Below are 23340 nucleotides of genomic sequence, written 5' to 3' on the forward strand. Positions count from 1 at the left end.
CTTGTCGGGCCGGGCGCGGCCAGCACGGCCGCAGCGCGGCAAGTCTAGTGCGGAGGGGACCGAATCGAGACTTCGGCGGCACTGCAGCGGGGCCCAGCGGCCGCTGCGAGTGAGCCAGACCACAACATGAACGAAGGAATTCGGAAACGTTCCAAAGTATGAACTCTGGTGTGTTCCAGAAGTTACCGAGCCGTAGGCAAAGCGTCTTTACCGTTGAGCCATCAACTAGATCCACGTGGATCGCCTAGCTCGCTGGAGAAAGCAATGAAGTACGACATCGCGAACCTGACCGACGCCCGCCCCACGCGGCGTTCGGTCACTCGCGCCGCCGCCTGGAGCGTCCCGGTGATCGCCACCGCGACCACGGTCCCGGCATTCGCGGCGTCGTGCGCCCCCGTGACGGTCACCGCGGCCAACGCGACGGCGCCGAACCGGTCCAGCGCGGTCGACTACTCGGTGACCTTCAATGCCGGCACCGGCGCCCAGCCGACGAACGTCATGACCGTGAAGGCGACCTACGACACCGGCATGGTCGTGCGCAACGACGCCAACGGCGGCACCAACGACAACTTCACGATCCAGAACCCGGTCGGGGGCCTCAACACCTACGGCCTGGTCATGGCGCAGCGTCTCAGCTCCCGGGCGTCCAACACCGGCGCGTTCGGGCACTACACGTTCACCTTCACCAAGCCGGTCACCGGCCTGACCTTCACGCTGACCGACATCGACTCGACCACCGGCGACTTCTGGGACTCCGTCTGGCTCACCCCGGGCTTCTCCAAGCCGACGCTCTCGGCCGGATTGACGGGTGCGGGGACCTCGGCCGACCCCATCCGCCAGTCCAACGGCAACACCGCGGTCGACAACGCCTCGGGCGCCAACGGCAACGCGACGATCACCTACCCCGGCACGATCTCCTCGTTCACGATCAACTACTCCAACCGGCAGACCGGCACGATCTCGGCCGACCCCGACCAGGTCGTCACGATCGCGAACTTCTCCTTCGGCTTCCAGCCCTGCTGATGGCCTGATCCAGACTCAGGTCTACCCCGCTGTCCCCCGTGCGGGGTAGACCTGACCCCATGGCTCCTCGGACCCCCCACCCGCACTGCACGTTCATCCCCCCATGGCTCGCCGAGCGCATCGACGGCCCGGACGCGGCAGCGCGGGACGAGGAGCTGAGGGCCCGACGTGGCGCCACCGCCCTCCCCCCGTGGGCGGTGGCGTCCACCGCGGCCCCGGGCGATCCCGACTGGACCGTCCACGACGCCGGGTCCACGACCGACCTGCCCGGCACGCCGGTGCGATCGGCCGGTGAGTCCGACACCGGTGACCTCGCGGTCGACGAGGCCGCCGCCGGCATCACGGCCACGCTCGAGATGTATGCCGACGACCTCGGTCGTGACTCCCACGACGGCGCCGGCGCCACGGTGACCGTGACCGTCCACTACGGCACGGCCTACGACAACGCCTTCTGGGACGGCACGCAGCTCGTCTTCGGCGACGGCGACGGCCGCGTGTTCGAGCGCTTCACCAAGCCTGTCGACGTGCTCGCCCACGAGTTCACCCACGCGGTCGTCGAGCACACCGCCGGCCTCGTCTACCAGGGCCAGCCCGGCGCGCTCAACGAGTCGGTCGCCGACGTGTTCGCGTCCTGCCTCAAGCAGCGCGTCCTCGGACAGCAGGCGGCCGAGGGCGACTGGCTGATCGGGGAGGGGATCTTCAAGCCCGCGGTCCTGGCCCGCGCGCTGCGTGACATGGCCGCCCCCGGCACGGCCTACGACGACCCCGACCTCGGCAAGGACCCGCAGGTCGGCCACATGGACGACTACATCGAGACCGAGGACGACAACGGCGGCGTCCACCTCAACTCAGGCATCCCGAACAAGGCCTTCCAGCTCGCGGCGGTCGCCGTCGGCGGCACGGCGATCGTTGGTGCCGGTCGGATCTGGTACGACGCCCTCGTCGGCGACGACGTACCCCCGGGCGCCGACTTCGCGACCTTCGCGGCCGCCACCGTCGCGGTCGCCGGGGAGCATGCCGACGCGGTGCGGGGGGCGTGGCAGCAGGTCGGCGTCGAGGTGGGCGTCAGCACCACCGCGCCGCCGGTCCCCACCGGCCAGCCCGCCGGTCGGCTCCGGGTCGAGCGCTCCGGCGGATTCGCCGGCCGCACGGAGTCGGCGGAGGTCGACCTCGACTCCGCCGGCGACGACGAGATCCGCGGCCTGGTCACCGAGGCAGTGCTCGGCTCGGCCACGCAGGCGACGCCGCCGAAGCCCGACATGTTCGTCTACACGTTCTTCCTCGACGGGCACGCGCCCGTCCGCGTGCCCGAGCAGCTGCTGTCCGCGAGCCAGTCCGAGCTCGCGCGCCGGATCCTGCGGGCGCACGAGTCGTAGCCCCGACCGGTCGGTGAGTCAGGTGGCGCGGGCACTCACGTGATGGGCCACCTGCGGGACGTCGACCGATAGCGCGTCGCGGCGTCGCGATAGCCATCTGCGCTCGACCAGGACCCACGAGGCCCACGCGAACGGGATGACGAGCAGGAGCGAGAGTGCCTGGTAGGCATAGATGCCGAGCCCTGCTGCGCCGAGATCAGCGAGGGCCTGTTGCACGGGCCACCCGTAGATGTAGACGCCGTAGGAGATGTCGTTGGTGGCTCCGACGCGAATCGGCAGCAGTCCACCTGCGGTCAGGAGCGCGACGGCCGCGAACACCTGGCCGTACCACTGCCCGTCCGAGACCGCGGACAGGACGCCCAGGCAGACGGTGCACGCCACGACGACCGACCATCGGCTAGGGAGGCGGTCCCGCAGGAACCAGCACAGCACCCCCGCGGCGAAGAACGACGTCAGTCGCACGATGTTCTTCCACACGAGCCCGATCTCGGGTTCCTCCATCAGGAACGGGTGAGCTGTCATGAGACCGACGAGCAGGGCTGCGCAGACGAGTGCACCGTGCCGCCGGACCCACCGAAGTCCCAGGAAGAGACCGAAGGCGAGGTAGCAACCGATCTCGAAGCTCAAGGTCCAGAGCGGCCCGTTCCAGAGAGGTGTGCCGGGTGCGTGCGTGAGGGTCTGGTCGATGAACTCCTGACCGACGACGACCCCCAGGTTCCGCAGCACGTACGTCAGTGAAGACACGGGATCCCAGCCCTCGCCGGCCAGCCACGAGATGATCGGCGCGAAGCCGAAGGCGACGACCACCAGCACGGTCCAGAGTCCCGGCAGGATGCGACGCGCGCGGCGCTCGAGGAACTCCCGGAACGAGAGGCGCACACGTGATCCGGCGATGAGGTAACCGGAGACGGCGAAGAAGCCGTTGAGCGCCCATTCCTGCAGTCGAGGGTTGAGCCACATCGTCGGAGCTGCGATGTCGGCGAGCTGGTAGGAGTGTCCGACGATCACTCCGGCCGCTAGGACCAGCCGGATGAAGTTGAGCGCGTTGTCGCGACGCGCCAGCGCCTCCCCCAGGGTCACGGTGGAGGGTATCGACGAGCGCGCGGGCCGGGCGGCGTTTTCAGCCAACAGTCCTCGCGCGAGGTGCGACGAACCCTCCCTGTGGGTGTTCGGCGCGGGACGGAGTCGCACTACCTTCGATCCCATGCCACGACTCCGGCGCACGTCCCCCGACCAGCCGGGCTGGAGCCGGAGACGGTCGGGCAAGGGCTTCACCTACCTCGACGCCGACGGGCTGAAGCTCGAGCCCGAGGACGTGCAGCGGTGCAAGGACCTCGTGATCCCGCCGGCGTGGCAGGACGTGTGGATCACGCCGTACCCCAACGGCCACCTGCAGGCGGTCGGCATCGACGACGCCGGCCGCAAGCAGTACCTCTACCACCCGCAGTGGCGCACGAGCCGGGACGCGGCGAAGTTCGACCGGATCCTCGGCTTCGGCAAGGCGCTGTCGAAGGCGCGCGAGCGGGTGCTGGTCGACATGGGCTCCGAGGGGATGTCCCTCGAGCGCGCGTGCGCGGTCGCGGTGCGGCTCCTCGACCTCGGCTACTTCCGGATCGGCAACGACGTCTACACCGACACCAACGGCTCGTTCGGCCTGACCACGCTGCGCAAGGACCACGTCACCCGCCACGCGAACGGTCTGCGGTTCTGCTTCGTCGGCAAGTCCGGTGTCGAGCACTGCATCGACATCGACGACCCCTCGGCGATCGGCACCCTCGAGATCATGCGCCGTCGACGCGGCGGAGGCGACGAGCTCCTCGCGTGGAAGGACGGCCGGCAGTGGAAGGACATCGACGCCGGCCACGTCAACGACTACATCCGGTCCTGCTTCGGGATCGATGCCACCGCCAAGGACTTCCGCACCTGGCACGCGACCGTGATCGCGGCGGCGGTGCTCGCCTCGACCGACGAGCCCGGTGACACCAAGGCCTCGCGCAAGCGGGCGGTCTCGGGCGCGATGAAGGAGGTCTCGGACTTCCTCGGCAACACCCCCACCCTCGCGCGGTCGTCGTACGTCGACCCGCGGGTGGTCGAGGCCTACGAGCGCGGTCGCACCATCTCGGTGCGCGCGAAGTACGACTCCGACGACGCGCGCCAGGCGGCGCTCGAGCGAGCCGTGCTCAAGCTGCTGCGCGCCTGATACATCGCCGGCGGCGGACCTAGGTCCGGTGTGGTGGACCACTGGTCTCGTCCGTTCGGATGAAGGCAGGGGTCGGGGCGTCAAGTTCTGGTCAAGCGAACCCTGACAACCGGGTCGACGTCGATACGTTCCGCTGGTCGTCCTCGAGGTGTGGGGCCGCCCGAAGGGGTCGGCTTCCTCGACGTCGGCGCCGTGCGGCGGGCACTCGGCCCGCCCTCGTTCGAAGGGTCAGTCCACCATGCCCAACTTCACTGCTGCGCGCTCGCGCGGCGTCGTCGTCCTCGCCGCAGCCGCGCTCCTGGCCGTGGGTGCCGGCTCCGGCGCCGTCGCCGGTCCGCTCCTCACCGGCGCCGACATCAAGGACCGGTCCATCGAGTCGCAGGACCTGGCGGCGGGCTCGGTCAACGGCGGCAAGATCACCGACAAGGCCGTCAAGCTCGACCACCTCAGCAAGGAGGTCACCGCCAAGCTCGGCGCCGCCGGCAAGGACGGCGCCCCGGGTGCGACCGGTGCCACCGGTGCTGCCGGTGCCAAGGGCGAGAAGGGCGACAAGGGCGAGAAGGGCGACAAGGGCACCGACGGCCTCGTCGGCGCGAAGTACCGCACGATGACCTACCTCAACGGCGGCGGCGGCAGCGCCACGGTCGCGTGCGCCGACGACGCGACCGAGTCGCAGAAGTACACCGCCATCTCCGGCGGGGTGCAGGGCAGCGAGTCCGGCGTCAGCGAGAAGCAGACCGGCTTCCTCGTCTCGTCGTCGTTCCCCGGCCGCATGAACTGGGACACCGGCAAGCCGCGCCCCGGTCGCCTCGACGGCTGGATCGTCTTCGGCAACTCGCAGTACACCTCGACGCTGACGGTGTGGGCGCTGTGCGTGCCGAACACCTCGATCGTCGTGGACGCGGGCACGCTCAACAACTGATCGCAGCCGCAACGAGCACGGCCCCCACCGCGATGGTGGGGGCCGGTGCTGTGTCGTGCGGGGTGGGACGTCAGCTGTTGGCGACCACGAAGTCGACCGCCGCCGTGAGCTTCTCGACGTCGGCGGGGTCGATCGCGGGATACATCGCGATGCGCAGCTGGTTGCGGCCGAGCTTGCGGTAGGGCTCGGTGTCGACGATGCCGTTGGCCCGCAGGGTCGCGGCGATCGCCGCGGCGTCGATGCTGTCGTCGAAGTCGATCGTGCCGATCACGAGCGAACGGTCGGCGGGGTCGGTGACGTACGGGGTGGTGTACGCCGTCCGCTCGGCCCAGCCGTAGAGCGCGTCGGAGGACGCGGTGGTCCGCTCGACCATGCCCTTGAGGCCGCCCAGGCTGTTCATCCAGTCGAGCTGCTCGGCCATGAGGAAGAGCGTGGCGACCGACGGGGTGTTGTAGGTCTGGTTCTTCGAGGAGTTGTCGATCGCGGTCGGCAGGTCGAAGAACGGCGGGATGTAGCGATCGGTCGCGGCGATCTCCTCGGCCCGGGCCAGTGCTCGTGGCGACATGAGGGCGATCCAGAGCCCGCCGTCGGAGGCGAAGCACTTCTGCGGGGCGAAGTAGTAGGCGTCGACCTGCTCCAGGTCGACCGGCAGGCCGCCGGCGCCGGAGGTCGCGTCGACCAGCACGAGCGCGTCGTCGGCCACGCCCGCCGGGCGTCGTACGGGCGCCATCACGGCGGTGGAGGTCTCGTTGTGCGCCCATGCGTAGGCGTCGACGCCGTCCTCCGCGACCGCCTCGGGGCGCGAGCCGGGGTCGCTCGAGATGACCGAGGGGTCGGCCAGCCACGGCGCCTTCTTGGCCGACGTGGCGAACTTCGAGGAGAACTCGCCGAAGGTCAGGTGCTGGCTCTTCTCGCGGATCAGGCCGAAGCAGGCGATGTCCCAGAAGGCGGTCGCACCGCCGTTGCCGAGCACCACCTCGTAGCCCTCGGGCACGTCGAACAGGGCGGTGAGGCCCTCGCGGACGCGGCCGACGGTCTTCTTCACCGGGGCCTGGCGGTGGGACGTGCCCATCAGCTCGGAGCCGGTCGCGGCGAGCGCGTCGAGGTGGCTGGTCTGGATCTTCGACGGCCCGGCGCCGAAGCGGCCGTCGGCCGGGATCAGCTCGGCGGGGATCTGCAGTGCGTCGGTCATGGGTACCTCACGTGGAAGACGGAACGGCTGCCCTGACGACGCTGTCAGACGTCCGCCATCATGTCATCCGTGCCGGTAGGGCGCTCGGCTGACCCGCGTGTTGGTCATCCGCCTCGGCGTCGACTGACGTCTCCGTGTCGGGCCGTACGTCGTCGCCCATCCGGGTGCGCAGCCGCTTGAGGCCGCGGTGGCGGGTGACCCGGACGGCGACGGCGGTCATGCCGAGCGCCTGCGCGGTTGCGGCGACGTCGAGGCCGACGACCTCCATGCACGCCAGCACGTCGCGCTCGCGCTTGGGCAGCCGGGCGAGCTGGTCGCGGACCCAGTCGAGGCCGACGACCTCGTCGTGCGGGGTGACGACTGGGTGGTCGTCGTTGCCGTCGTGGTCGAGCAGGGTGGCCGTGCTGCGCAGGACGCCGCGCCGGGTCTGGTTGGCGCTGACCTTGCGGCCGATGCCGAAGAGCCAGCCCGCGAACTCCTCGCGCGTGCCGGTGAAGTGGCGGATGCGCCGGGCCGCGACCAGCCACGCCTCCGAGGCGACGTCCTCGGCGGTGACGGCCGAGTCCGCGACCTGCCGTGCTCGCAACCACAGCAACAGGCGGCCGGCGTACGCCAGGTAGAGCTCGTTCCAGGCGTCCGGGTCGCCGGCCTTGGCAGCCGTGACGGTGGCGTCGTCGCTCACGGCTGGGTCGATCCGTCCCAGTGGTCCTGGTCGCCCTGGTCGCCCTGGTGGCCCTCGTCGGACCGGTCGCCCTCGCGGTCACCCCGGTCGTCGTCGTGGCGGTCGCCGTCGCGTCCGCCGTCGCCGTGGCGGGTCCCGTTCCAGTCGCCGTCGTGCTCGCTGTCGTGCTCGTCGCGACCTCCGTCGCGGTCGTCGTCACGACCGCCGTGACGGTCGTCGTCGCGCTCGTCGTCCCGGTCGCGTCCGTCGTGACGTGTGCCCGGACGGGAGCCGGACGTGTCGTCCTCGCGCTCGGCGCCGGGATCGGTGCCGCGCGCGTCGCCGGACGTGTCGCCGGACGTGTCGGCGGCGGCGTCGTCTGAGGTGGTGCCCGTCGTGTCGTCGGACGTCTCGCGGTCCTGGTCGCCGGTGGCGCCCGAGCCCGGTCCGGCCGGTGGGACCAGCGCCTTCGACGGACCGTGCGTGGGGCCGGGGATCGCGGGAGTGGTCGGCGCGGGGCGGGCGGGGACGATCGTCTCGTCGCCGATGCGGGAGGCGATCGTCGTACCTCCCGCCACCACTGCCGCCGCCGCGGCCGCCGCGATGACCGGCCGCCACGAGGCGAGCAGTGGTTCGAGGGCGGAGTCGGCCCAGGTGGGGGTGGGGGACTGGGCCGACTCCGCGCAGAGCCGCATGAGGAACGCCCGGTCGGGGACCAGCACCGGCGCGTCGAGACGAAGCGCCGGGAGGCGGGGTTCCTGGGGATTCATGCGGCGGCTCCTTCGGTCGGTCGCGTCAGCGACCGCATCCGCCGGCGGTGGCGAACACGTCGCCCGCCTCGAACGCATCGGTGCCGACCACGGCGCCGAGCACGACGGCCGACTCCTCGGTCAGCTGGTACTCGATCGACGAGTCGTGCGACCCGCTCCTCCGCTTCCAGTCGCGGTCGTCGTCGTCGTTGTCGTCGGTCCTGACGACGGTGAGGACCGGGACGTCCTCGACGCCGTCGACCTCGGCGGTGACGACGCCCTCACGGAGGTCGACGTCGACGTCGGTCCACTCGGAGGTCACGCTGCTGCCGGTGAAGGTCACGACGGCGTTCGACCCGTCGCCGCCCTTCGAGCCACCCTTGCCGCGGCGGTCGTCGGACTCGTCGTCGGAGTCGTTCCAGTGGCCACGGTGGCGGCCGCCGACGCTGATCACGATGAGGTCGTCGTCGTCGCGGCCGACGCGGGCGCCCCCGGATCCCTCGACCTCGACGGAAGCGGCGTCGAGGATCGCGGTGACGTCCTCGGTCACCGTCATCCCGAGTCCGCGGGAGTGGCCCCAGCCGCGGCCCTCTCCGTGGGAGTGGTGGCCGCGGCCCTCGTGGCTGCTGTGGCGTGGTCCGTCGCCGCGGTCTCCGCCGCGGTCGCCGGCGTGCGCGGGGGCGGCAACGGCCGACAGGGCGAGGACCGACAACAGGGCGGTGACGGCGCGGAAGCGTCGCTGCTTCATGCCTTCTCCTTGGGGTGTGGGGGGTGTGTCACCAGGTACCTGTCGCCGCACCCCTGCTGCGTTACGCCGATCCGACAGATTCCTGTGCGGGCGTCGACCTGTGCAACCACTGTGGGGCGGATGGGGACGGGTGGGGTTGCTGGGGTCGCGGCCGGGGTCGGGCGTAGGGTCCGGACCGTGAGTGACGACCTGCGGATCGAGCGGGTCTCGATCACCCATCCCGACGCACGGCTGCTGGTGGAGGCCGTCCAGGAGGAGTACGTCGCGCGCTACGGCGGTCGCGACGACTCACCCATCGACGCCCGCGACTTCGAGGACCCCCTCGGCAGCTTCTACGTCGGCTACCTCGACGGCGTCCCGGTGGCGACCGGCGCGTGGCGGCGCAGCTCGGTCAGGGCGCTCGGGGCGCAGGTCACCGCCGAGGTGAAGCGGATGTACGTCGTCCCGGCGGCGCAACGTCGCGGCCTCGCCCGGCGGATGCTGGCGCACCTCGAGACCACCGCTGCGGCCGAGGGGATCGAGGCCCTCGTGCTCGAGACCGGGATGAAGCAGCCGGAGGCGATCCAGCTCTACCTCTCCTCGGGCTACGAGCCGATCCCGGGCTTCGGCTACTACGCCGACAGCGACCTCAGCCGGTGCTTCGGACGGCTCCTGAGAACTACAGATCTGTAGTTCGCGCGAACCCCTGACGCCCGCTCCGCACGCCGCCTACGGTCCTCGGGTCACGAGTGATCCCTGGGGAAGGTGGTGCGACCGATGCGCGTGCGCGCCGTCGTCCCGACGACCGTCCTCCTCGTCCTCGGGCTGCTCCTCGGCCACGCGGCCGCGGCCTCCGCCGAGTCGTCGTACGGCCGCCGGGGGATCGTGACGTCGTCCGCGCCCTACGTGATGCCGATCGAGCCGTTCGCGGGCTACCAGCCGCAGACGAAGTGCCGCCAGAAGCCCAAGCCGGGCATCCTCGCGCTGGCCGACTGGCTGGTCGCGCGGGGTGGTGGCTACGGCCCGATCAGCCGCTCGTGCACGGGCACGAGCACCAGCGAGCACAAGGAGTCGCGCGCCTTCGACTGGCTGCTCGACGCCACGAACCCGGACGACCAGGTGCTCGCGCAGGCACTGCTCGACGAGCTCTTCGCGCCCGACGACACCGGTGAGCCGGCCGCGCTGGCCCGCCGGATGGGCATCATGTACGTCATCTGGAACGACACGATGTACGCCTCCTACCGCGGCTTCGCTCCCGAGCGCTACCTCAGCTCGGGCTGCCGCACGAGGAAGTCGTGCTCACCCACGCTGCGCCACCGCGACCACGTGCACCTCTCCTTGACGCGGCAGGGCGCCAAGGGCCTGACGTCCTGGTACTACGCCCAGCAGCAGCCCCCCGCCGCCGGGTGACTCAGGCCCAGGCCCGGTCCCAGCCGTCGACCTCGCTGGCCGGGCGCGTGCTCGGACCGGCGTAGACCGCGGACGGGCGGATCAGGCGGCCCGTCGTCTTCTGCTCGAGGATGTGGGCCGACCAGCCGCCGGTGCGCGCACACGTGAACATCGAGGTGAACATGCGCGCCGGCACCTCGGCGAAGTCGAGGACGATCGCCGCCCAGAACTCCACGTTGGTCTCGAGCACCCGGTCGGGACGGCGCTCGCGGAGCTCGGCGAGCGCGGCCTTCTCGAGCGCCTCGGCGACCTCGTAGCGAGGGGCGTCGAGCTCCTTGGCGGTGCGACGGAGCACCCGGGCGCGCGGGTCCTCGGCGCGGTAGACGCGGTGGCCGAAGCCCATCAGTCGCTCGCCGCTGTCGAGCAGCTCCTTGACGTAGGTCGAGGCGTCGCCGTCGCGCTTCTCGACCTCCTCGATCATCCCGAGCACGCGCGACGGCGCGCCCCCGTGGAGCGGGCCGGACATGGCGCCGATGGCACCGGAGAAGGCGGCGGCCACGTCGGCGCCGGTCGAGGTGATCACGCGGGCGGTGAAGGTGGAGGCGTTCATGCCGTGCTCGGCGGCCGAGGACCAGTAGGCGTCGATCGCGTGCGCGTGCTTCGGGTCGGCCTCGCCACGCCAGCGGATCAGGAACCGCTCGGCGAGGGTCCTGCCCTGGTCGACCTCGGCCTGGGAGACGACCGGCTTGCCGAGGCCGCGCGCGGACTGGGCGGCGTACGACAGCACCATGACGGCGACGCGGGAGAGGTCGAGGCGCGCCTGCTCGTCGGAGATGTCGTAGGTCTGGCCCATGCCGAGCATCGGGGCGAGCATCGCGACGGCGGCCTGCACGTCGGCACGCACGTCACCGGTGTGGATGGAGATGTTGTAGGGCTCGGCCGGCGGGAGGCCGGGGGTGTAGGAGCCGTCGACCAGGAGTCCCCAGACGTTCTCGAACGGCACCCGGCCGACGAGGTCCTCGATGTCGACCCCGCGGTAGCGCAGCGCGGAGCCCTCCTTGTCGGGCTCGGCGATCTGCGTCTCGAACGCAATGACGCCCTCGAGCCCGTGGTGGATCTCGGTCATGGGTCACTCCTTCTGCGGGTCGGCTCATTGTGCACCCGGCCGTTAGTGTCCAGACATGGACCTGTCCGCGCTGCGCGAGGAGTACGGCCGCGGGGGCCTGGACGTCCCCGACCTGGCTGCCGACCCGATCGGGATGTTCGAGCGGTGGCTCCAGCAGTCCATCGACGCGGGCGTCCACGAGCCCAACGCGATGGTGCTCGCGACCTCGGCCCCCGACGGCCGCCCGTCGAGCCGGATGGTCCTCCTCAAGGGCGTTGGTCCCGACGGATTCGTCTTCTTCACCAACCAGGCCTCGCGCAAGGGCGACGAGCTCGCCGCCAACCCGCACTGCGCCCTGCTGTTCCCGTGGCACCCGCTCGAGCGGCAGGTGCGCGTCGAGGGGACCGCCTCCGTCCTGGGCGACGCCGAGGTCGAGACCTACTTCCACTCCCGCCCGCGCGGCGCCCAGCTCGGCGCTTGGGCCTCGGCCCAGTCACGTCCGGTCGCCTCGCGAGCCGACCTCGCGTCGTCGTACGCCCAGGTCGAGGAGCGCTTCGGCGTCGAGCCGACCGACGCCGAGGTCCCCGTGCCGCCGCACTGGGGTGGCTACCGCGTGACGCCCGAGGTCGTCGAGTTCTGGCAGGGGCGACCGAGCCGGATGCACGACCGGCTCGTCTACCGCCGTGACGGCTCGCGCTGGGTCACGGAGCGGCTGGCTCCCTAGCCGTCGGCCGGTCGTGCTGGCCTGCGCGACAGGCCCGAGGCGGCCGCCGCGAGGAGCAGCACGCCCCCAGCCGCGAGCGCGTAGGTCGGCAGGGTGGTCGGGATGCCGAGGAACGTCGTGATCCCGAGGATCCGCGCCATGCCCCACGGCAGCAGCGCCAGCTGGTCGTTCCAGACGGTGAGCGCGTCCTCGAGCCCGACGAGCTGGAGGAGCGAGCCGACGCCGAGCAACGTCAGCGCCACGGTGTGCAGCACCGCTGCCGTCGCCCGCCGTCGGCCGACGTGCGCGGCGAGCGACCAGAGCAGGGCCGCGAGGACCCAGCCCGCGAGCACGAACGCCACGACGACGTACGCCGATCGCGTGCCGGGCTCGGTCCAGAAGGCGAACCAGTAGCCACCCGGACCGCGCCACGCGAGCACCGCCAGCAGGACCACCGACCGGATCGTCACCGCGCCGCCGACCGCCACCGCGACGTGCCACGAGCGGGTCCACCGGCACGCGGCGACGACCACCAGGGCGAGCACCGTCCAGCCGATCCCGACGAGCAGCAGGTGGCTCGGCGCGAGGAACCACGTGAGGACCAGCCGGCTCCACACGACGGCGACGAGGGGGATCGCCACGACGAGCCACCTGGTGATCGATCCCGGCTCGCGCCACGGTGTCGCCGCCGTGCGCACGAGCGCCCGACCGGTCCGGGTGAGCCCGAGCACGAGCACGAGGAGGGCCAGGCCGCCACGGGCGAGCCACGCCATCGGCAGGTCACGGGCGGCGCGCGCCTCGCCGATCCTCGCGGCGGTGAGGTTGTACGCCGGCAGCGCCAGGTCGCCGCCGTACGTCGCCTCGTGCTCGGTCGCGGCGGCGTCGAACCGGGCACGAGCGGTCTCCCACACCCCTCGGCCCTCGCCGGTGTCGAGCCAGAGTGCGTGGCGCAGCGTCATCTCGCGGTAGGCGCCGAGCAGCGCGTAGAGGTCGACCTGGTAGTCGAGCGCGGCCAGCAGCTGCTCGCGCATCGCCGGGTCGTCGTACGTCGCTGGATCGGTCCGGTCGACGAGGTCACGCATCGTCGTCGCCAGGTCGACGGCGTGCTGGCCGTCGTCGATCGCGGCCGTGACGCCGTCGAGCCCGTCGGTCCCGCCGTGGTCGCGCGCGATCGCGTAGAGGACGTCCAGCACGGCCGAGTCGCCGGTGAGGATGTCCCACTCGAAGAGCAGCATCTGCGGCGGCGGCTCCAGGCCGAGCGCGAAGGCCCGCACCTCGGCGAACTGCGGGACGTACTGCCCGTGCGTCACCGCCTCGCGGGAGTACGACATCGCCTGCGTGATCGCGGCGACGGTGTCGGGGTCGGTGGAGAACCAGCGTCGCACCCAGTCGGCGGTGAGCCCGGCCGGGTCCGCGTCGGGGTCGCGGGCGAGCCGGGCGGCGGTCTCGGAGTTGAGGTCGTAGAGCTGCCAGAAGCCGGTCGTCAGCAGCAGCGACCTCGGCCCGGCTCGCCACGGACCGCCGTCCTGGGTCCACGTCCAGATGCCCTCGACGTGGGGATTGGCGGCGATGAACCGCTGCAGCGCCATCTGGTGCAGCACGCCGAGGTCGTCGGGCACCGCGCCGAAGGCCTCGAACTCGCGTCGGCTCTGGAGCTCGACGATCCGCCGCTGGTCGCCGTGGTCGAGGGTCTCGTTGAGCGGCAGCCAGGAGTAGAAGTCGCCGAGGCTGTACTTCGTCGACACGACGAGCCGCGGGGAGTCGATGCCGGCCAGCACCTCGTCGTACGACTCCGGGTCGGTGTGCATGTCGCCGACCGCACCGACGCCGACGCTCCACGTGCGGAAGACGACGTCCTTGTCGGCGCGCTCGGCCTGCTCGGTGAAGGCGCCGAGCATCGCCCGGACCGCCTTCGGCGTGGTCACGGAGATCTCGGAGTAGTAGTCGATGCCGGGGGAGTTGTAGATGCCCCCGCCCTCGCCGATGCGCAGCACGACGCCGGACAGCTGCGGCAGCTGCGTGTAGATCTCGTCGAGCGCCGCCTCGTAGACCTGCCAGAGCCCGGGGTCCTCGGTGTCGAGGTCGAACCGGTCCGTGAGGTAGCGCTCGAGCGGCTCGCTGAGGATGAGCATGTCGGTGCGGAGGTAGACGTCGAGGCCGAGGTCGTCGAGCTCGGCGTAGATCGGGCCGAAGGCGTCGCGCATCGCCGCGGCGCGAGCGGCGTACGCCGGGTCGTCGGCGTAGACCTCCGGGATCGCGTCGAAGGTGACGTGGTCGAGGAAGCCAGGGACGGCGACGGCGTTGTAGCCCTGCGCGAGCACGTGGTGGGCGTAGGCGAGGACGCTCTCGCGAGCCTCGGCCAGCGCCGCCTGGTCGATGTAGGGCGCGTCGTCGAGGAAGACGTCCTCGAACGCGCGGGAGTAGTGGGAGTAGTCGGTCCCGCCACGCCACTGCTCGGGATCGGGGTCGACGCCTGCCGCGCCGAGGTCGACCATCCGGAACGGCAGCTCGGAGGTGACGGTCTCGCCGAGGTGCTCGGTCAACGGACGGCCGGCGCGCGCCGCGGCGGCCAGGTCGTAGACGCCGCGGACGGCGCCGGTCTCGCTGCCCGCGGCGATGCGCAGCCGCTCGGGAGCTCCGGTCAGGCGGTAGGAGTCGTCGCCCTGCCGATCGGCTGCGGGCACCCCGTCGTCGTACGTCACCCGGAGGGTCGCGGTCCCCTCGGTCTCCCCGGCGGTCGCGTCGTCGAGCTCGGCGAGCGCCGCGTCCATGCGTACGCCGTCGGGTGCGGCGACGTCGGTCAGGCGCGGGGGAGCCACCGCCTCGCGCGGCGGCGCGGCGACGAGCTCCTCGACCGGGACCTGCTTCGGCTCGACCCGGATGCCGAGCGCGCTCGAGATGCCGAACGCGATCCCGGCGCCCAGCGCCACCAGGACGAGCAGGACCACACCGACCTGGAGCCCCCGCCGCGCGCGCACGGCGGCACTCTAGTGAGCGTCAGGCGCCGTGGGCGCTCGCCTGGATCTGGTCGGCGAGCTTCTGCGCCATCTTCTTGTTCTTCTTGCCGTCGAGCAGCGCCTTCGGACGTCCGGGCATGTTCTGCATGAAGATCGCGACGTGCGAGCCCTGCGGGGTCGGCGTGATCTCGATGCCGGTGGCGTTCTCCCAGCTCATCATCGTCTTCTTCGTGATGACCGCGAGCTCGAGCTGGTCCGGGCTCACGCCGGCCAGGGTGTGGCCGAGGTCGGCGACCAGCTGCTGGACCCCGGCGCTCACCGCCTCCGGCGGGATCGGCAGGTCGAGCTCGGCGCTCGCGCTGGTGTTGACGAAGTCGAACGACGGGGCCAGCGCGGCGCCGTACTGGTCGATGAACTTCGAGTTCAGGAACTTGTCCATGGCGCTCATGCCGCGAGCACACCACAGGGACGTGGTCCGGCGGCATCCCCGAAAACGGATTGTGAGTGAGTGCTCACTCACTTACAGTGGAGCGCGTGCCACCTCGTGCCAAGCCCCTCTCGCCCGACGACCGCCGGGCCGCCCTCGTGACCGCGACCGTCCCACTGCTCGTGGAGCACGGCCGCACCGTGACGACCAAGCAGATCGCCGACGCCGCCGGCATCGCGGAGGGCACGATCTTCCGCGTCTTCGACTCCAAGGACGACCTGGTCGCCGCGGCCCTCGACCGGGCGCTCGACCTCGAGCCGTTCATCGCGCAGCTCCAGGAGGTCGACCCCGACCAGCCGCTGGGCGCGCTCCTGCTCGAGGTCGTGGAGCTCTTCCAGCACCGCTTCGAGCGCGTCTTCACCCTCATGTCGAGGATGGGGATGATCGGCCCGCCGAAGGCGCGCCGTCACATGGAGGCCGAGCGCGAGCGCGTCGCGGCGATCCTCCAGGTGCTGGCCGAGCCCCATCGCGACCAGCTGCGCGTGCCGCCCGCCCAGCTGATGCACATGGTGCGGCTGCTGACCTTCTCCGGCACCCACCCGCACATCTCCGACGGCCACCCGCTCACGGCGGCCGACATCGTCGACACCGTCCTCAACGGCGTCCTCAAGACCCCTTCGACCACCCAGGACACGTGATGCTGCTCCGACTCGTCCGCACCTACCTCAAGCCGTACGCCGCCCCGCTGTCGGCGGTCGTCGCACTGCAGTTCGTCGGCACCATGGCCGCGCTCTACCTGCCGAGCCTCAACGCCGACATCATCGACAAGGGCGTCGTCACCGGGGACACCGGCTACATCCTGCGCCACGGCGGCTACATGCTCGCCGTCTCGCTCGTGCAGATCGTCTGCTCGATCACCGCGGTGTGGTTCTCGGCGCGCAACGCGATGGGCTTCGGTCGCGACCTGCGCGCTGCGATCTTCCACCGGGTCGGCTCGTTCTCCGCCCGCGAGGTCCAGCACTTCGGCGCCCCCTCGCTGATCACCCGCGAGACCAACGACGTCCAGCAGGTGCAGATGCTCGTGCTGATGGGCGGCACGCTCATGGTGTCGGCGCCGATCATGATGGTCGGCGGCATCATCATGGCCGCCCGCGAGGACATCGGCCTGTCGTGGCTCGTCCTCGCCGTCGTGCCCGTGCTCGGCGGCGCGATCGGCCTGATCGTGCGCAAGATGGTGCCGAGCTTCCGGCTCATGCAGGTGCGCATCGACGAGGTGAACCGGCTGCTGCGCGAGCAGATCACCGGCGTCCGCGTCGTGCGGGCCTTCGTCCGCGAGGAGCACGAGACCGAGCGGTTCGGCGACGCCAACCAGCAGCTCACCGACGTCGCGGTCCGCACCGGCCGCTGGCAGGCCGCGATGTTCCCGACGGTCATGATCGTGTCCAACGTCGCGATGGTCGCCGTGCTGTGGTTCGGTGGTCACCGGGTCGAGGACGGGCACATGGAGGTCGGCGCCCTGACCGCCTACATCTCCTACCTGATGCAGATCGTCATGTCGGTGATGATGGCGATGTTCATGCTCATGATGGTGCCGCGCGCGGCCGTCTGCGCCGAGCGCATCACCGAGGTCCTCGAGACCGACTCGTCGGTGGTCCCGCCGGCCGACGCCGTGACCGAGCTCCCCGGGCGGCTCACGCTCGAGCTCGACGACGTCACCTTCGCCTACCCAGGGGCCGACGAGCCCGTGCTGCGCTCGGTCGCGATCACGGCGAGCCCGGGGGAGACCGTGGCGATCGTCGGCTCGACCGGTGCCGGCAAGTCGACCCTCGTCAACCTGGTCCCGCGCCTGTTCGACGCGACCGGTGGCGCGGTCCGCGTCGGCGGGGTCGACGTACGCCAGATCGAGCCCGAGGTCCTCTGGTCGCGGCTCGGGCTCGTGCCGCAGAAGGCCTTCCTCTTCCGGGGGTCCGTGGCCGACAACCTGCGCTACGGCAAGCCCGACGCCACCGAGGAGGAGATGTGGTCGGCGCTCGAGATCGCCCAGGCGAAGGACTTCGTCGAGGCGATGCCCGACCGGCTCGACGCCGAGATCACCCAGGGCGGCTCGAGCCTCAGCGGCGGCCAGCGGCAGCGGATGGCGATCGCCCGCGCGGTGATCCGGCGCCCGGAGATCTATCTCTTCGACGACTCCTTCTCCGCGCTCGACCTGACCACCGACGCCCGGCTGCGGGCCGCGCTCAGACCGGTGACCCGTGACTCGACGGTGGTGATCGTGGCGCAGCGCGTCGCGACCATCCGCCACGCCGACCGGATCGTGGTGATGGAGGACGGCGCCGTCGTCGGCACCGGCACGCACGACGAGCTCCTCGAGACGTGCTCGACCTACCAGGAGATCGTCCAGTCCCAGATGACGGCGGAGGAGGTCGCATGAGCACCCAGTCGGAGGCCCCCGCGAAGGGCGGCCAGATGAAGGAGACCGAGCGCGTCCAGCAGGGCCCGGGCGGTCCCGGCCGCGGCCCGATGGGCGGCGGGATGATCGGCCAGAAGGCCGACACGTTCTGGCCGTCGCTCAAGCGCCTGCTCGCGCGGCTGCGTCCCGAGCGCCACAAGGCGTACGCCGTCGTGGTCCTGACGCTGGTCAGCGTGGTCGCCACCGCGGTCGGGCCGAAGATCCTGGGCCGGGCGACCGACCTGATCTTCGCCGGGCTGATCGGCAAGGACGTGCTCGGCTCCGGCGCGACGCAGGAGCAGGCGATCGAGGCGCTGCGCGCGCAGGGCGAGACCGATCGTGCCGACATGCTCGCCTCGATGAAGCTGACCGACGGCGTCGACTTCTCCGCCGTCGCCGACGTGCTGCTGGTCGTGCTCGCGGTGTACGTCGCCGCATCGCTGCTCGCCTGGCTGGGCGGCTACCTGCTGAACGACGTCGTGCAGGGGACGGTCCTGCGGATGCGCTCCGAGGTGGAGGACAAGGTCAACCGGCTCCCGCTCGGCTACTTCGACAAGCAGCCGCGCGGCGAGCTGCTGAGCCGCGCCACCAACGACGTCGACAACATCAGCCAGACGCTCCAGCAGACGATGAGCCAGATGCTCACCTCGGTGCTCACGGTCTTCGCGGTGATCGCGATGATGTTCTACATCTCGCCGCTGCTCGCGCTGGTCGCGCTCGTCTCGGTGCCGATCTCCATGTTCGTCACGGCGGCGGTGATGAAGCGCTCGCAGGGCATGTTCATCCAGCAGTGGCGGCGCACCGGCACGCTCAACGCCCACATCGAGGAGACTTTCTCCGGGCACTCGATCGTCAAGGTCTTCGGTCGCCAGGCCGACTCCGAGCGGAAGTTCGCCGAGCAGAACGACGAGCTCTACCAGGCGTCGTACTCCGCCCAGTTCGTCAGCGGCCTGATCATGCCGATCATGATGTTCGTCGGGAACCTCAACTACGTCGTCATCGCGGTGCTCGGTGGCCTCCGGGTCGCCAGCGGCACGATGTCGCTCGGCGACGTGCAGGCCTTCATCCAGTACACCCGCCAGTTCACCCAGCCGCTGACGCAGGTCGCCTCGATGCTCAACCTGCTGCAGTCGGGCGTCGCGTCGGCCGAGCGGGTCTTCGAGCTGCTCGACGCCGAGGAGGAGAGCGTGGAGGCGACCGGTCGTCCTGCCGAGTCCGCCGACGCCCACGGCGAGGTGCGCTTCGAGGACGTGGCCTTCTCCTACGACCCCGAGCGCCCGCTCATCTCCGGGCTGTCGCTGGTCGCGGAGCCCGGCAGCACGGTGGCGATCGTCGGGCCGACCGGCGCCGGCAAGACCACGATGGTCAACCTGGTCATGCGGTTCTACGACCCGCAGTCCGGGCGGATCCTCATCGACGGCGTCGACATCACCTCGATCCCGCGGGGGGTGCTGCGCAGCCGGATCGGGATGGTGCTCCAGGACACGTGGCTCTTCGCCGGGTCGATCCGCGACAACATCGCCTACGGCCGCCCCGACGCCACCGAGGAGCAGATCCTCGAAGCCGCCCGGGCGACCTTCGTCGACCGCTTCGTGCACTCGCTACCCGACGGCTACGACACGGTCATCGACGAGGACGGCTCCAACCTCTCGGCCGGTGAGCGCCAGCTGGTGACCATCGCGCGGGCCTTCCTGTCCGACCCGGCGCTGCTGATCCTCGACGAGGCCACCTCGTCGGTCGACACCCGCACCGAGCTGCTGCTCCAGCAGGCGATGGCCGCGCTCCGCTCGGACCGTACGTCGTTCGTGATCGCGCACCGGCTCTCGACCATCCGCGACGCCGACCTGATCCTCGTCATGGAGGACGGCTCGATCGTCGAGCAGGGCTCGCACGAGCAGCTGCTCGAGGTCGACGGCGCCTATGCCCGGCTCTACCGCTCCCAGTTCGAGTCGGCCGTGGGGGAGGCGGTGGCCGGCTGACTGCTCACCCGGGTCCGGCCTAGGGGGCGGCCGGCTCCTGGGCGGCGAGCTTCTCGGCCACCAGCTCGATGCACCGGAGACGGGCCGGGGAGAAGTCGTAGGGCATCTTCTCGACTGCCGCGAGGGCGCTCGTCGAGCCCGGCCCGGACCCGGGTCCGGCGTCGACGTCGTCGGCCTGCGAGGCCTCCCAGGAGTCGAAGAACCTCTCTTCCTCCACCGCCTGGCCGGAGTCCTCGATGACGGCGTTCAGCGCCAGCTCGAAGGCGTGTCGTCGCTCGGCCACCTCTGCCACGCGGGGGTCGTCGACGTCGACCGTGTCGTCCAGCGCCTCCTCGGCGGCGTCCACGCGGTCGGACTCCTCCTGCAGGTCGGGGTGGGCGGCCAGGGCGACGAACCGGCCGGCCTGGATGGCCGCGCCGAGCGGACCGAAGATCCGTTCGGTGACCAGCAGGGTGTCCAGGTCCGCCTGGCGCAGGGAGCCCTCGGGCACCGACGCAAGGCGCGCGGTCACCAGGTCGGAGAGCAGGCCCCTCCTGCTGCCTGCGGCGAGCATGCGCTGCACGGCGCTCCGCTGCTCCTGCAGCTCGGCCTCGCGGGCGGCGAGGGTCTCCTCCAACCGCTCGAGGATCGCCGCGACCTCGTGGTCGCCGTCGGAGCCGGCGGGAGCCGGATCGGCGAAGGCGGCCCGCACGTCGTCGAGGGCGATCCCCGCGTCGGCCATCCGGCGGATCCACAGCAGCCGGATCATGTCGTCGTACCCGTAGCGGCGTCGGTCGTCGGTGCCCCGCTCGGGCTCGGGGAGCAGGCCGATCTCGTGGTAGTGGCGGATCGCTCGGGGCGTGGTGCCGACGAACGCTGCCGCGTCACCGATCTTGACCTGGCGCGGGATGGCGAACGGCAAGCTCATGGGGCTCCTTCTTTTCGTGGGTGGGCGTGGGTCAACCGGACCACATCACGTTGCGTGAGGTGCAAGTCCGCCGGCGGGTTAATGCGTTGAGCGCCCGCGTGCAGCGACGTAGGGTCGAGGCACACAGAAGGGAGGTGATCCGAAGAATGAGTTCTTTTCGGATGAGTGAGGTGGCTGCCCGCTAGGCAGCCCGGTCCGCCGACAGCTGCCGGCGAATCCATCGCAGCCACCCGACCCGCAGGCGCCCGGTTGTCATCCGCCGGGGCCCTCTTCCGAGGGCAGTACGCCTGCGGGTCGCTGCATTTCCCCGCGCCCCCGCCCCTTCTTGGTACGGCACCACGCCGGTTCGCCGTTGTGGCGCAGGTCTCGTCGTCGCCGAGTGGCCGGATGGTTGCCGGAGGCGTAAAGTTGTGGTCAACAACTATTGCGAACGGCAACCAAGAATCGCAGGCAATGCAGTGACACAGGCTCCCACCATCAGCGCCGAGCAGAACGGCCAGATGACCCACCGCGAGGTGCTCGAGGCGCTCAGCGGCCTCCTCCTCGCGATGTTCGTCGCGATGCTCTCCTCCACGATCGTCAGCAACGCGCTGCCGACCATCGTCGACGACCTGAAGGGCAGCCAGACCGGCTACACGTGGGTCGTCGTCGCGACGATGCTCGCGATGACCGCGACCACCCCGATCTGGGGCAAGTTCGCCGACCTCTTCGACAAGAAGGTCCTCGTGCAGTCGGCGCTGGTCATCTTCTCGATCGGCTCCGTCGTCGCCGGCTTCGCGCCCTCGATGGAGGTGCTGATCGGCGCCCGCGTCGTGCAGGGCCTCGGCGTCGGTGGCCTCACCGCGCTCGTCCAGGTCGTCATCGCCTCGATGGTCTCCCCGCGTGAGCGTGGCCGCTACAGCGGCTACATCGGCGCCGTCTTCGCCCTCGCGACCGTCAGCGGCCCGCTCGTCGGTGGCGTGCTGGTGGACACCGTCGGCTGGCGCTGGTGCTTCTTCGCCGGGCTCCCCGTCGCGGCCCTGGCCTTCGTGGTCCTGCAGAAGACCCTGCGCCTCCCCGTCGTCAAGCGTGACGACGTCTCGATCGACTACCTCGGCGCGTTCCTCCTCGTCGGCGGCGTCTCGATCCTGCTCATCTGGGTCTCCCTCGGTGGCCAGAACTTCGACTGGGTCTCGACGACCAGCGCCCTCCTCGTCGTCGGGTCCCTCGCGGTCATCGGCGCGGCGATCTACGTCGAGGCCAACGTGGCCAAGGATCCGGTCATCCCGCTGCGCCTCTTCAAGGACCGCACGCTGACCCTCGCCACGGTCGCCTCGGTGCTGATCGGTGTCGCGATGTTCGGCTCGACGGTCTACCTCAGCCTTTACTTCCAGCGTGCCAAGGACATGAGCCCGACCGAGGCCGGCCTGATGTCGATCTGCATGGTCGGCGGCCTCCTCGTCTCGAGCATCACCAGCGGTCGGATCATCTCCGCGACCGGTGTCTGGAAGCGCTGGCTCGTCGCCGGCATGGTCGCGGTCATCCTCGGCATCGGCCTGCTCTCCACGATCGACGCCGACACCCCGCTGTGGCACACCGGCATCTTCATGGCGGTCCTCGGCCTCGGCCTCGGCGCCACGATGCAGAACCTCGTCCTCGCCGTGCAGAACACCATCGCCCTCTCCGACATGGGCGCCGGCTCCTCGGTGGTCGCGTTCTTCCGCTCGCTCGGTGGCTCGGTCGGCATCGCCGCCCTCGGCGCCGTGCTCTCGACCCAGGTCGCCGACTCGGTGCAGGCCGGGCTGGCCAAGCTGCTCGCCGCGCACCCGGAGTACGCCGACGCCGTCGGCCACAGCCAGGGCGGCATCCCCGACGTGTCGGGCATGCCGGCTCCGCTGCGGGCGATCTTCGAGAGCGCCTTCGGTGACGCGACCGGCCACATCTTCCTCGTGGCCCTGCCGTTCGCCATCGGCGCGCTGATCGCGGTGCTCTTCATCAAGGAGGTGCCGCTGCGCACCTCGGTGAAGCGCGACGACGAGCTCATGGCCGAGGTCAGCCCGGTCTCACCCGCTTCTCAGGTGTGAGCACCACAATGACCGCCGTGAGCACCACGAGGAGCACGACCACCAGGTCCCGCTACGACGACCTCCGCGCCATCGAGGCCGAGGTCGGCACCCTGATCCGACGCGTCAAGAGGGTGATCGGCGAGCGCGCCCGGGAGGTGCACCCCGACCTGCACCCGATGACCTTCTTCATCCTCACCCACCTGGCGAAGGAGGGGCCGATGCGCGGCGCCGACCTCTCCGACGCCTTCGGGATGGACAAGGGTGGCGTCAGCCGCCAGGTGCAGGCACTGGTCGACCTCGGCCTCGTGGAGCGGATGCCCGACCCCGAGGACCGTCGGGCGATCCTGCTCGACGCCTCGGACGAGGGCCGCTCGCGCCTCGAGGCGATGAGCCGTCGTCGCAGCGACCGCTTCGACGAGCGGCTCGGGGCCTGGTCCGACGAGGACCTCGCGACGTTCTCCGCCCAGCTGACGGCGTACAACACCGCGCTCAGCGACGACTGACCCCCAGATACCTGAGGACGTGTCGT

The 23340-nt window shown here is 70.9% G+C and carries 21 protein-coding genes; 12 read left to right on the forward strand and 9 right to left on the reverse strand.

Annotated elements, in window-relative coordinates; genetic code table 11:
- Positions 1-264 precede the first annotated feature (264 nt).
- Both EUA93_RS10075 and EUA93_RS10080 read left to right on the forward strand, forming a co-directional pair.
- Positions 265-1023 carry a hypothetical protein gene (locus EUA93_RS10075; RefSeq protein WP_129400006.1) on the forward strand — a complete coding sequence of 253 codons (759 nt, stop codon included), beginning with the start codon at positions 265-267 and terminating at the stop codon, positions 1021-1023.
- A 59-nt stretch (positions 1024-1082) separates the two neighbouring features.
- Positions 1083-2399, forward strand: a complete 1317-nt coding sequence (locus EUA93_RS10080; protein WP_129400007.1) for a protealysin inhibitor emfourin — start codon at positions 1083-1085, stop codon at positions 2397-2399.
- Positions 2400-2417: 18 nt separating this feature from the next.
- Here the strand turns inward: EUA93_RS10080 and EUA93_RS10085 are convergent, their stop codons facing one another.
- Complete coding sequence (locus tag EUA93_RS10085) at positions 2418-3479, reverse strand: acyltransferase family protein (protein ID WP_165355118.1); 1062 nt, start codon at positions 3477-3479, stop codon at positions 2418-2420.
- Between the two features lie 124 nt (positions 3480-3603).
- Here EUA93_RS10085 and EUA93_RS10090 point away from each other — a divergent pair, with 124 nt between their 5' ends.
- Complete coding sequence (locus EUA93_RS10090; protein WP_129400009.1) at positions 3604-4599, forward strand: DNA topoisomerase IB; 996 nt, start codon at positions 3604-3606, stop codon at positions 4597-4599.
- Between the two features lie 238 nt (positions 4600-4837).
- On the forward strand, positions 4838-5521 hold the full coding sequence (locus tag EUA93_RS21785) for a hypothetical protein (RefSeq protein ID WP_129400010.1): 684 nt from the start codon (positions 4838-4840) through the stop codon (positions 5519-5521).
- A gap of 70 nt (positions 5522-5591) precedes the next feature.
- Here the strand turns inward: EUA93_RS21785 and serC are convergent, their stop codons facing one another.
- From serC to EUA93_RS10115, 4 genes are read right to left on the reverse strand one after another with little or no spacing between them, the layout of a single operon-like run.
- Complete coding sequence (gene serC / locus EUA93_RS10100) at positions 5592-6713, reverse strand: phosphoserine transaminase (protein ID WP_129400011.1); 1122 nt, start codon at positions 6711-6713, stop codon at positions 5592-5594.
- A 58-nt stretch (positions 6714-6771) separates the two neighbouring features.
- Positions 6772-7395: an RNA polymerase sigma factor gene (locus EUA93_RS10105; protein ID WP_165355119.1), complete on the reverse strand. Its 624-nt coding sequence runs from the start codon at positions 7393-7395 to the stop codon at positions 6772-6774.
- Positions 7392-8144: a hypothetical protein gene (locus EUA93_RS10110; RefSeq protein WP_129400013.1), complete on the reverse strand. Its 753-nt coding sequence runs from the start codon at positions 8142-8144 to the stop codon at positions 7392-7394. The genes EUA93_RS10105 and EUA93_RS10110 overlap by 4 nt, the downstream gene beginning before the upstream one ends.
- A gap of 25 nt (positions 8145-8169) precedes the next feature.
- Positions 8170-8871: a hypothetical protein gene (locus EUA93_RS10115; RefSeq protein WP_129400014.1), complete on the reverse strand. Its 702-nt coding sequence runs from the start codon at positions 8869-8871 to the stop codon at positions 8170-8172.
- A 177-nt stretch (positions 8872-9048) separates the two neighbouring features.
- Here EUA93_RS10115 and EUA93_RS10120 point away from each other — a divergent pair, with 177 nt between their 5' ends.
- Positions 9049-9543 (forward strand): GNAT family N-acetyltransferase, encoded by a 495-nt coding sequence (locus EUA93_RS10120; protein WP_242497315.1) that lies wholly within the window; start codon positions 9049-9051, stop codon positions 9541-9543.
- An 84-nt stretch (positions 9544-9627) separates the two neighbouring features.
- Complete coding sequence (locus EUA93_RS10125; protein ID WP_129400016.1) at positions 9628-10260, forward strand: VldE C-terminal domain-containing protein; 633 nt, start codon at positions 9628-9630, stop codon at positions 10258-10260.
- A 1-nt stretch (position 10261) separates the two neighbouring features.
- Here EUA93_RS10125 and EUA93_RS10130 read toward each other — a convergent pair whose 3' ends face one another.
- On the reverse strand, positions 10262-11365 hold the full coding sequence (locus tag EUA93_RS10130; protein WP_129400017.1) for a citrate synthase 2: 1104 nt from the start codon (positions 11363-11365) through the stop codon (positions 10262-10264).
- A 55-nt stretch (positions 11366-11420) separates the two neighbouring features.
- Here EUA93_RS10130 and pdxH point away from each other — a divergent pair, with 55 nt between their 5' ends.
- Positions 11421-12068: a pyridoxamine 5'-phosphate oxidase gene (pdxH, locus tag EUA93_RS10135; RefSeq protein WP_129400018.1), complete on the forward strand. Its 648-nt coding sequence runs from the start codon at positions 11421-11423 to the stop codon at positions 12066-12068.
- On the opposite strand, the gene EUA93_RS10140 is transcribed toward pdxH, so the two are convergent.
- The gene (locus EUA93_RS10140; RefSeq protein WP_129400019.1) at positions 12065-15025 is read right to left on the reverse strand and encodes a hypothetical protein; all 2961 of its coding nucleotides are present in this window, start codon (positions 15023-15025) and stop codon (positions 12065-12067) included. The genes pdxH and EUA93_RS10140 overlap by 4 nt on opposite strands.
- A 19-nt stretch (positions 15026-15044) precedes the next feature.
- The gene (locus EUA93_RS10145) at positions 15045-15452 is read right to left on the reverse strand and encodes a hypothetical protein (RefSeq protein WP_129400020.1); all 408 of its coding nucleotides are present in this window, start codon (positions 15450-15452) and stop codon (positions 15045-15047) included.
- A gap of 86 nt (positions 15453-15538) precedes the next feature.
- Between EUA93_RS10145 and EUA93_RS10150 the strand changes: the two genes are divergently transcribed.
- Genes EUA93_RS10150 through EUA93_RS10160 form a run of 3 tightly spaced genes read left to right on the forward strand, consistent with a single transcriptional unit; the run spans position 15539 to position 19859 of the window.
- Positions 15539-16129 (forward strand): TetR/AcrR family transcriptional regulator, encoded by a 591-nt coding sequence (locus EUA93_RS10150; RefSeq protein ID WP_129400021.1) that lies wholly within the window; start codon positions 15539-15541, stop codon positions 16127-16129.
- Entirely contained in the window at positions 16129-17862 is a 1734-nt protein-coding gene (locus tag EUA93_RS10155; protein ID WP_129400022.1) for an ABC transporter ATP-binding protein, read from the forward strand. The genes EUA93_RS10150 and EUA93_RS10155 overlap by 1 nt, the downstream gene beginning before the upstream one ends.
- Positions 17859-19859 carry an ABC transporter ATP-binding protein gene (locus EUA93_RS10160; protein ID WP_129400023.1) on the forward strand — a complete coding sequence of 667 codons (2001 nt, stop codon included), beginning with the start codon at positions 17859-17861 and terminating at the stop codon, positions 19857-19859. The genes EUA93_RS10155 and EUA93_RS10160 overlap by 4 nt, the downstream gene beginning before the upstream one ends.
- 19 nt (positions 19860-19878) lie before the next feature.
- Here EUA93_RS10160 and EUA93_RS10165 read toward each other — a convergent pair whose 3' ends face one another.
- Entirely contained in the window at positions 19879-20766 is an 888-nt protein-coding gene (locus EUA93_RS10165; RefSeq protein WP_129400024.1) for a MerR family transcriptional regulator, read from the reverse strand.
- Positions 20767-21224: 458 nt separating this feature from the next.
- On the opposite strand from EUA93_RS10165, the gene EUA93_RS10170 reads away from it, so the two are divergent.
- Together EUA93_RS10170 and EUA93_RS10175 are read left to right on the forward strand one after the other, a co-directional pair.
- Positions 21225-22829 (forward strand): MDR family MFS transporter, encoded by a 1605-nt coding sequence (locus EUA93_RS10170; protein ID WP_338036345.1) that lies wholly within the window; start codon positions 21225-21227, stop codon positions 22827-22829.
- Between the two features lie 17 nt (positions 22830-22846).
- Positions 22847-23314 (forward strand): MarR family winged helix-turn-helix transcriptional regulator, encoded by a 468-nt coding sequence (locus EUA93_RS10175; protein WP_165355120.1) that lies wholly within the window; start codon positions 22847-22849, stop codon positions 23312-23314.
- The last annotated feature ends 26 nt before the right edge of the window (positions 23315-23340 follow it).

Origin of the sequence: Nocardioides oleivorans (genome assembly GCF_004137255.1) — a bacterium.
Lineage (GTDB): Bacteria > Actinomycetota > Actinomycetes > Propionibacteriales > Nocardioidaceae > Nocardioides > Nocardioides oleivorans.

What these genes read in the sequence shown, in the direction of transcription:
- EUA93_RS10075 (WP_129400006.1), top strand. Translation starts at nt 265, where the DNA reads ATGAAGTACGACATCGCGAACCTGACCGACGCCCGCCCCACGCGGCGT.
- EUA93_RS10080 (WP_129400007.1), top strand. Translation starts at nt 1,083, where the DNA reads ATGGCTCCTCGGACCCCCCACCCGCACTGCACGTTCATCCCCCCATGG.
- EUA93_RS10090 (WP_129400009.1), top strand. Translation starts at nt 3,604, where the DNA reads ATGCCACGACTCCGGCGCACGTCCCCCGACCAGCCGGGCTGGAGCCGG.
- EUA93_RS21785 (WP_129400010.1), top strand. Translation starts at nt 4,838, where the DNA reads ATGCCCAACTTCACTGCTGCGCGCTCGCGCGGCGTCGTCGTCCTCGCC.
- serC (WP_129400011.1), bottom strand. Translation starts at nt 6,713, where the DNA reads ATGACCGACGCACTGCAGATCCCCGCCGAGCTGATCCCGGCCGACGGC.
- EUA93_RS10110 (WP_129400013.1), bottom strand. Translation starts at nt 8,144, where the DNA reads ATGAATCCCCAGGAACCCCGCCTCCCGGCGCTTCGTCTCGACGCGCCG.
- EUA93_RS10115 (WP_129400014.1), bottom strand. Translation starts at nt 8,871, where the DNA reads ATGAAGCAGCGACGCTTCCGCGCCGTCACCGCCCTGTTGTCGGTCCTC.
- EUA93_RS10125 (WP_129400016.1), top strand. Translation starts at nt 9,628, where the DNA reads ATGCGCGTGCGCGCCGTCGTCCCGACGACCGTCCTCCTCGTCCTCGGG.
- EUA93_RS10130 (WP_129400017.1), bottom strand. Translation starts at nt 11,365, where the DNA reads ATGACCGAGATCCACCACGGGCTCGAGGGCGTCATTGCGTTCGAGACG.
- pdxH (WP_129400018.1), top strand. Translation starts at nt 11,421, where the DNA reads ATGGACCTGTCCGCGCTGCGCGAGGAGTACGGCCGCGGGGGCCTGGAC.
- EUA93_RS10145 (WP_129400020.1), bottom strand. Translation starts at nt 15,452, where the DNA reads ATGAGCGCCATGGACAAGTTCCTGAACTCGAAGTTCATCGACCAGTAC.
- EUA93_RS10155 (WP_129400022.1), top strand. Translation starts at nt 16,129, where the DNA reads ATGCTGCTCCGACTCGTCCGCACCTACCTCAAGCCGTACGCCGCCCCG.
- EUA93_RS10160 (WP_129400023.1), top strand. Translation starts at nt 17,859, where the DNA reads ATGAGCACCCAGTCGGAGGCCCCCGCGAAGGGCGGCCAGATGAAGGAG.
- EUA93_RS10165 (WP_129400024.1), bottom strand. Translation starts at nt 20,766, where the DNA reads ATGAGCTTGCCGTTCGCCATCCCGCGCCAGGTCAAGATCGGTGACGCG.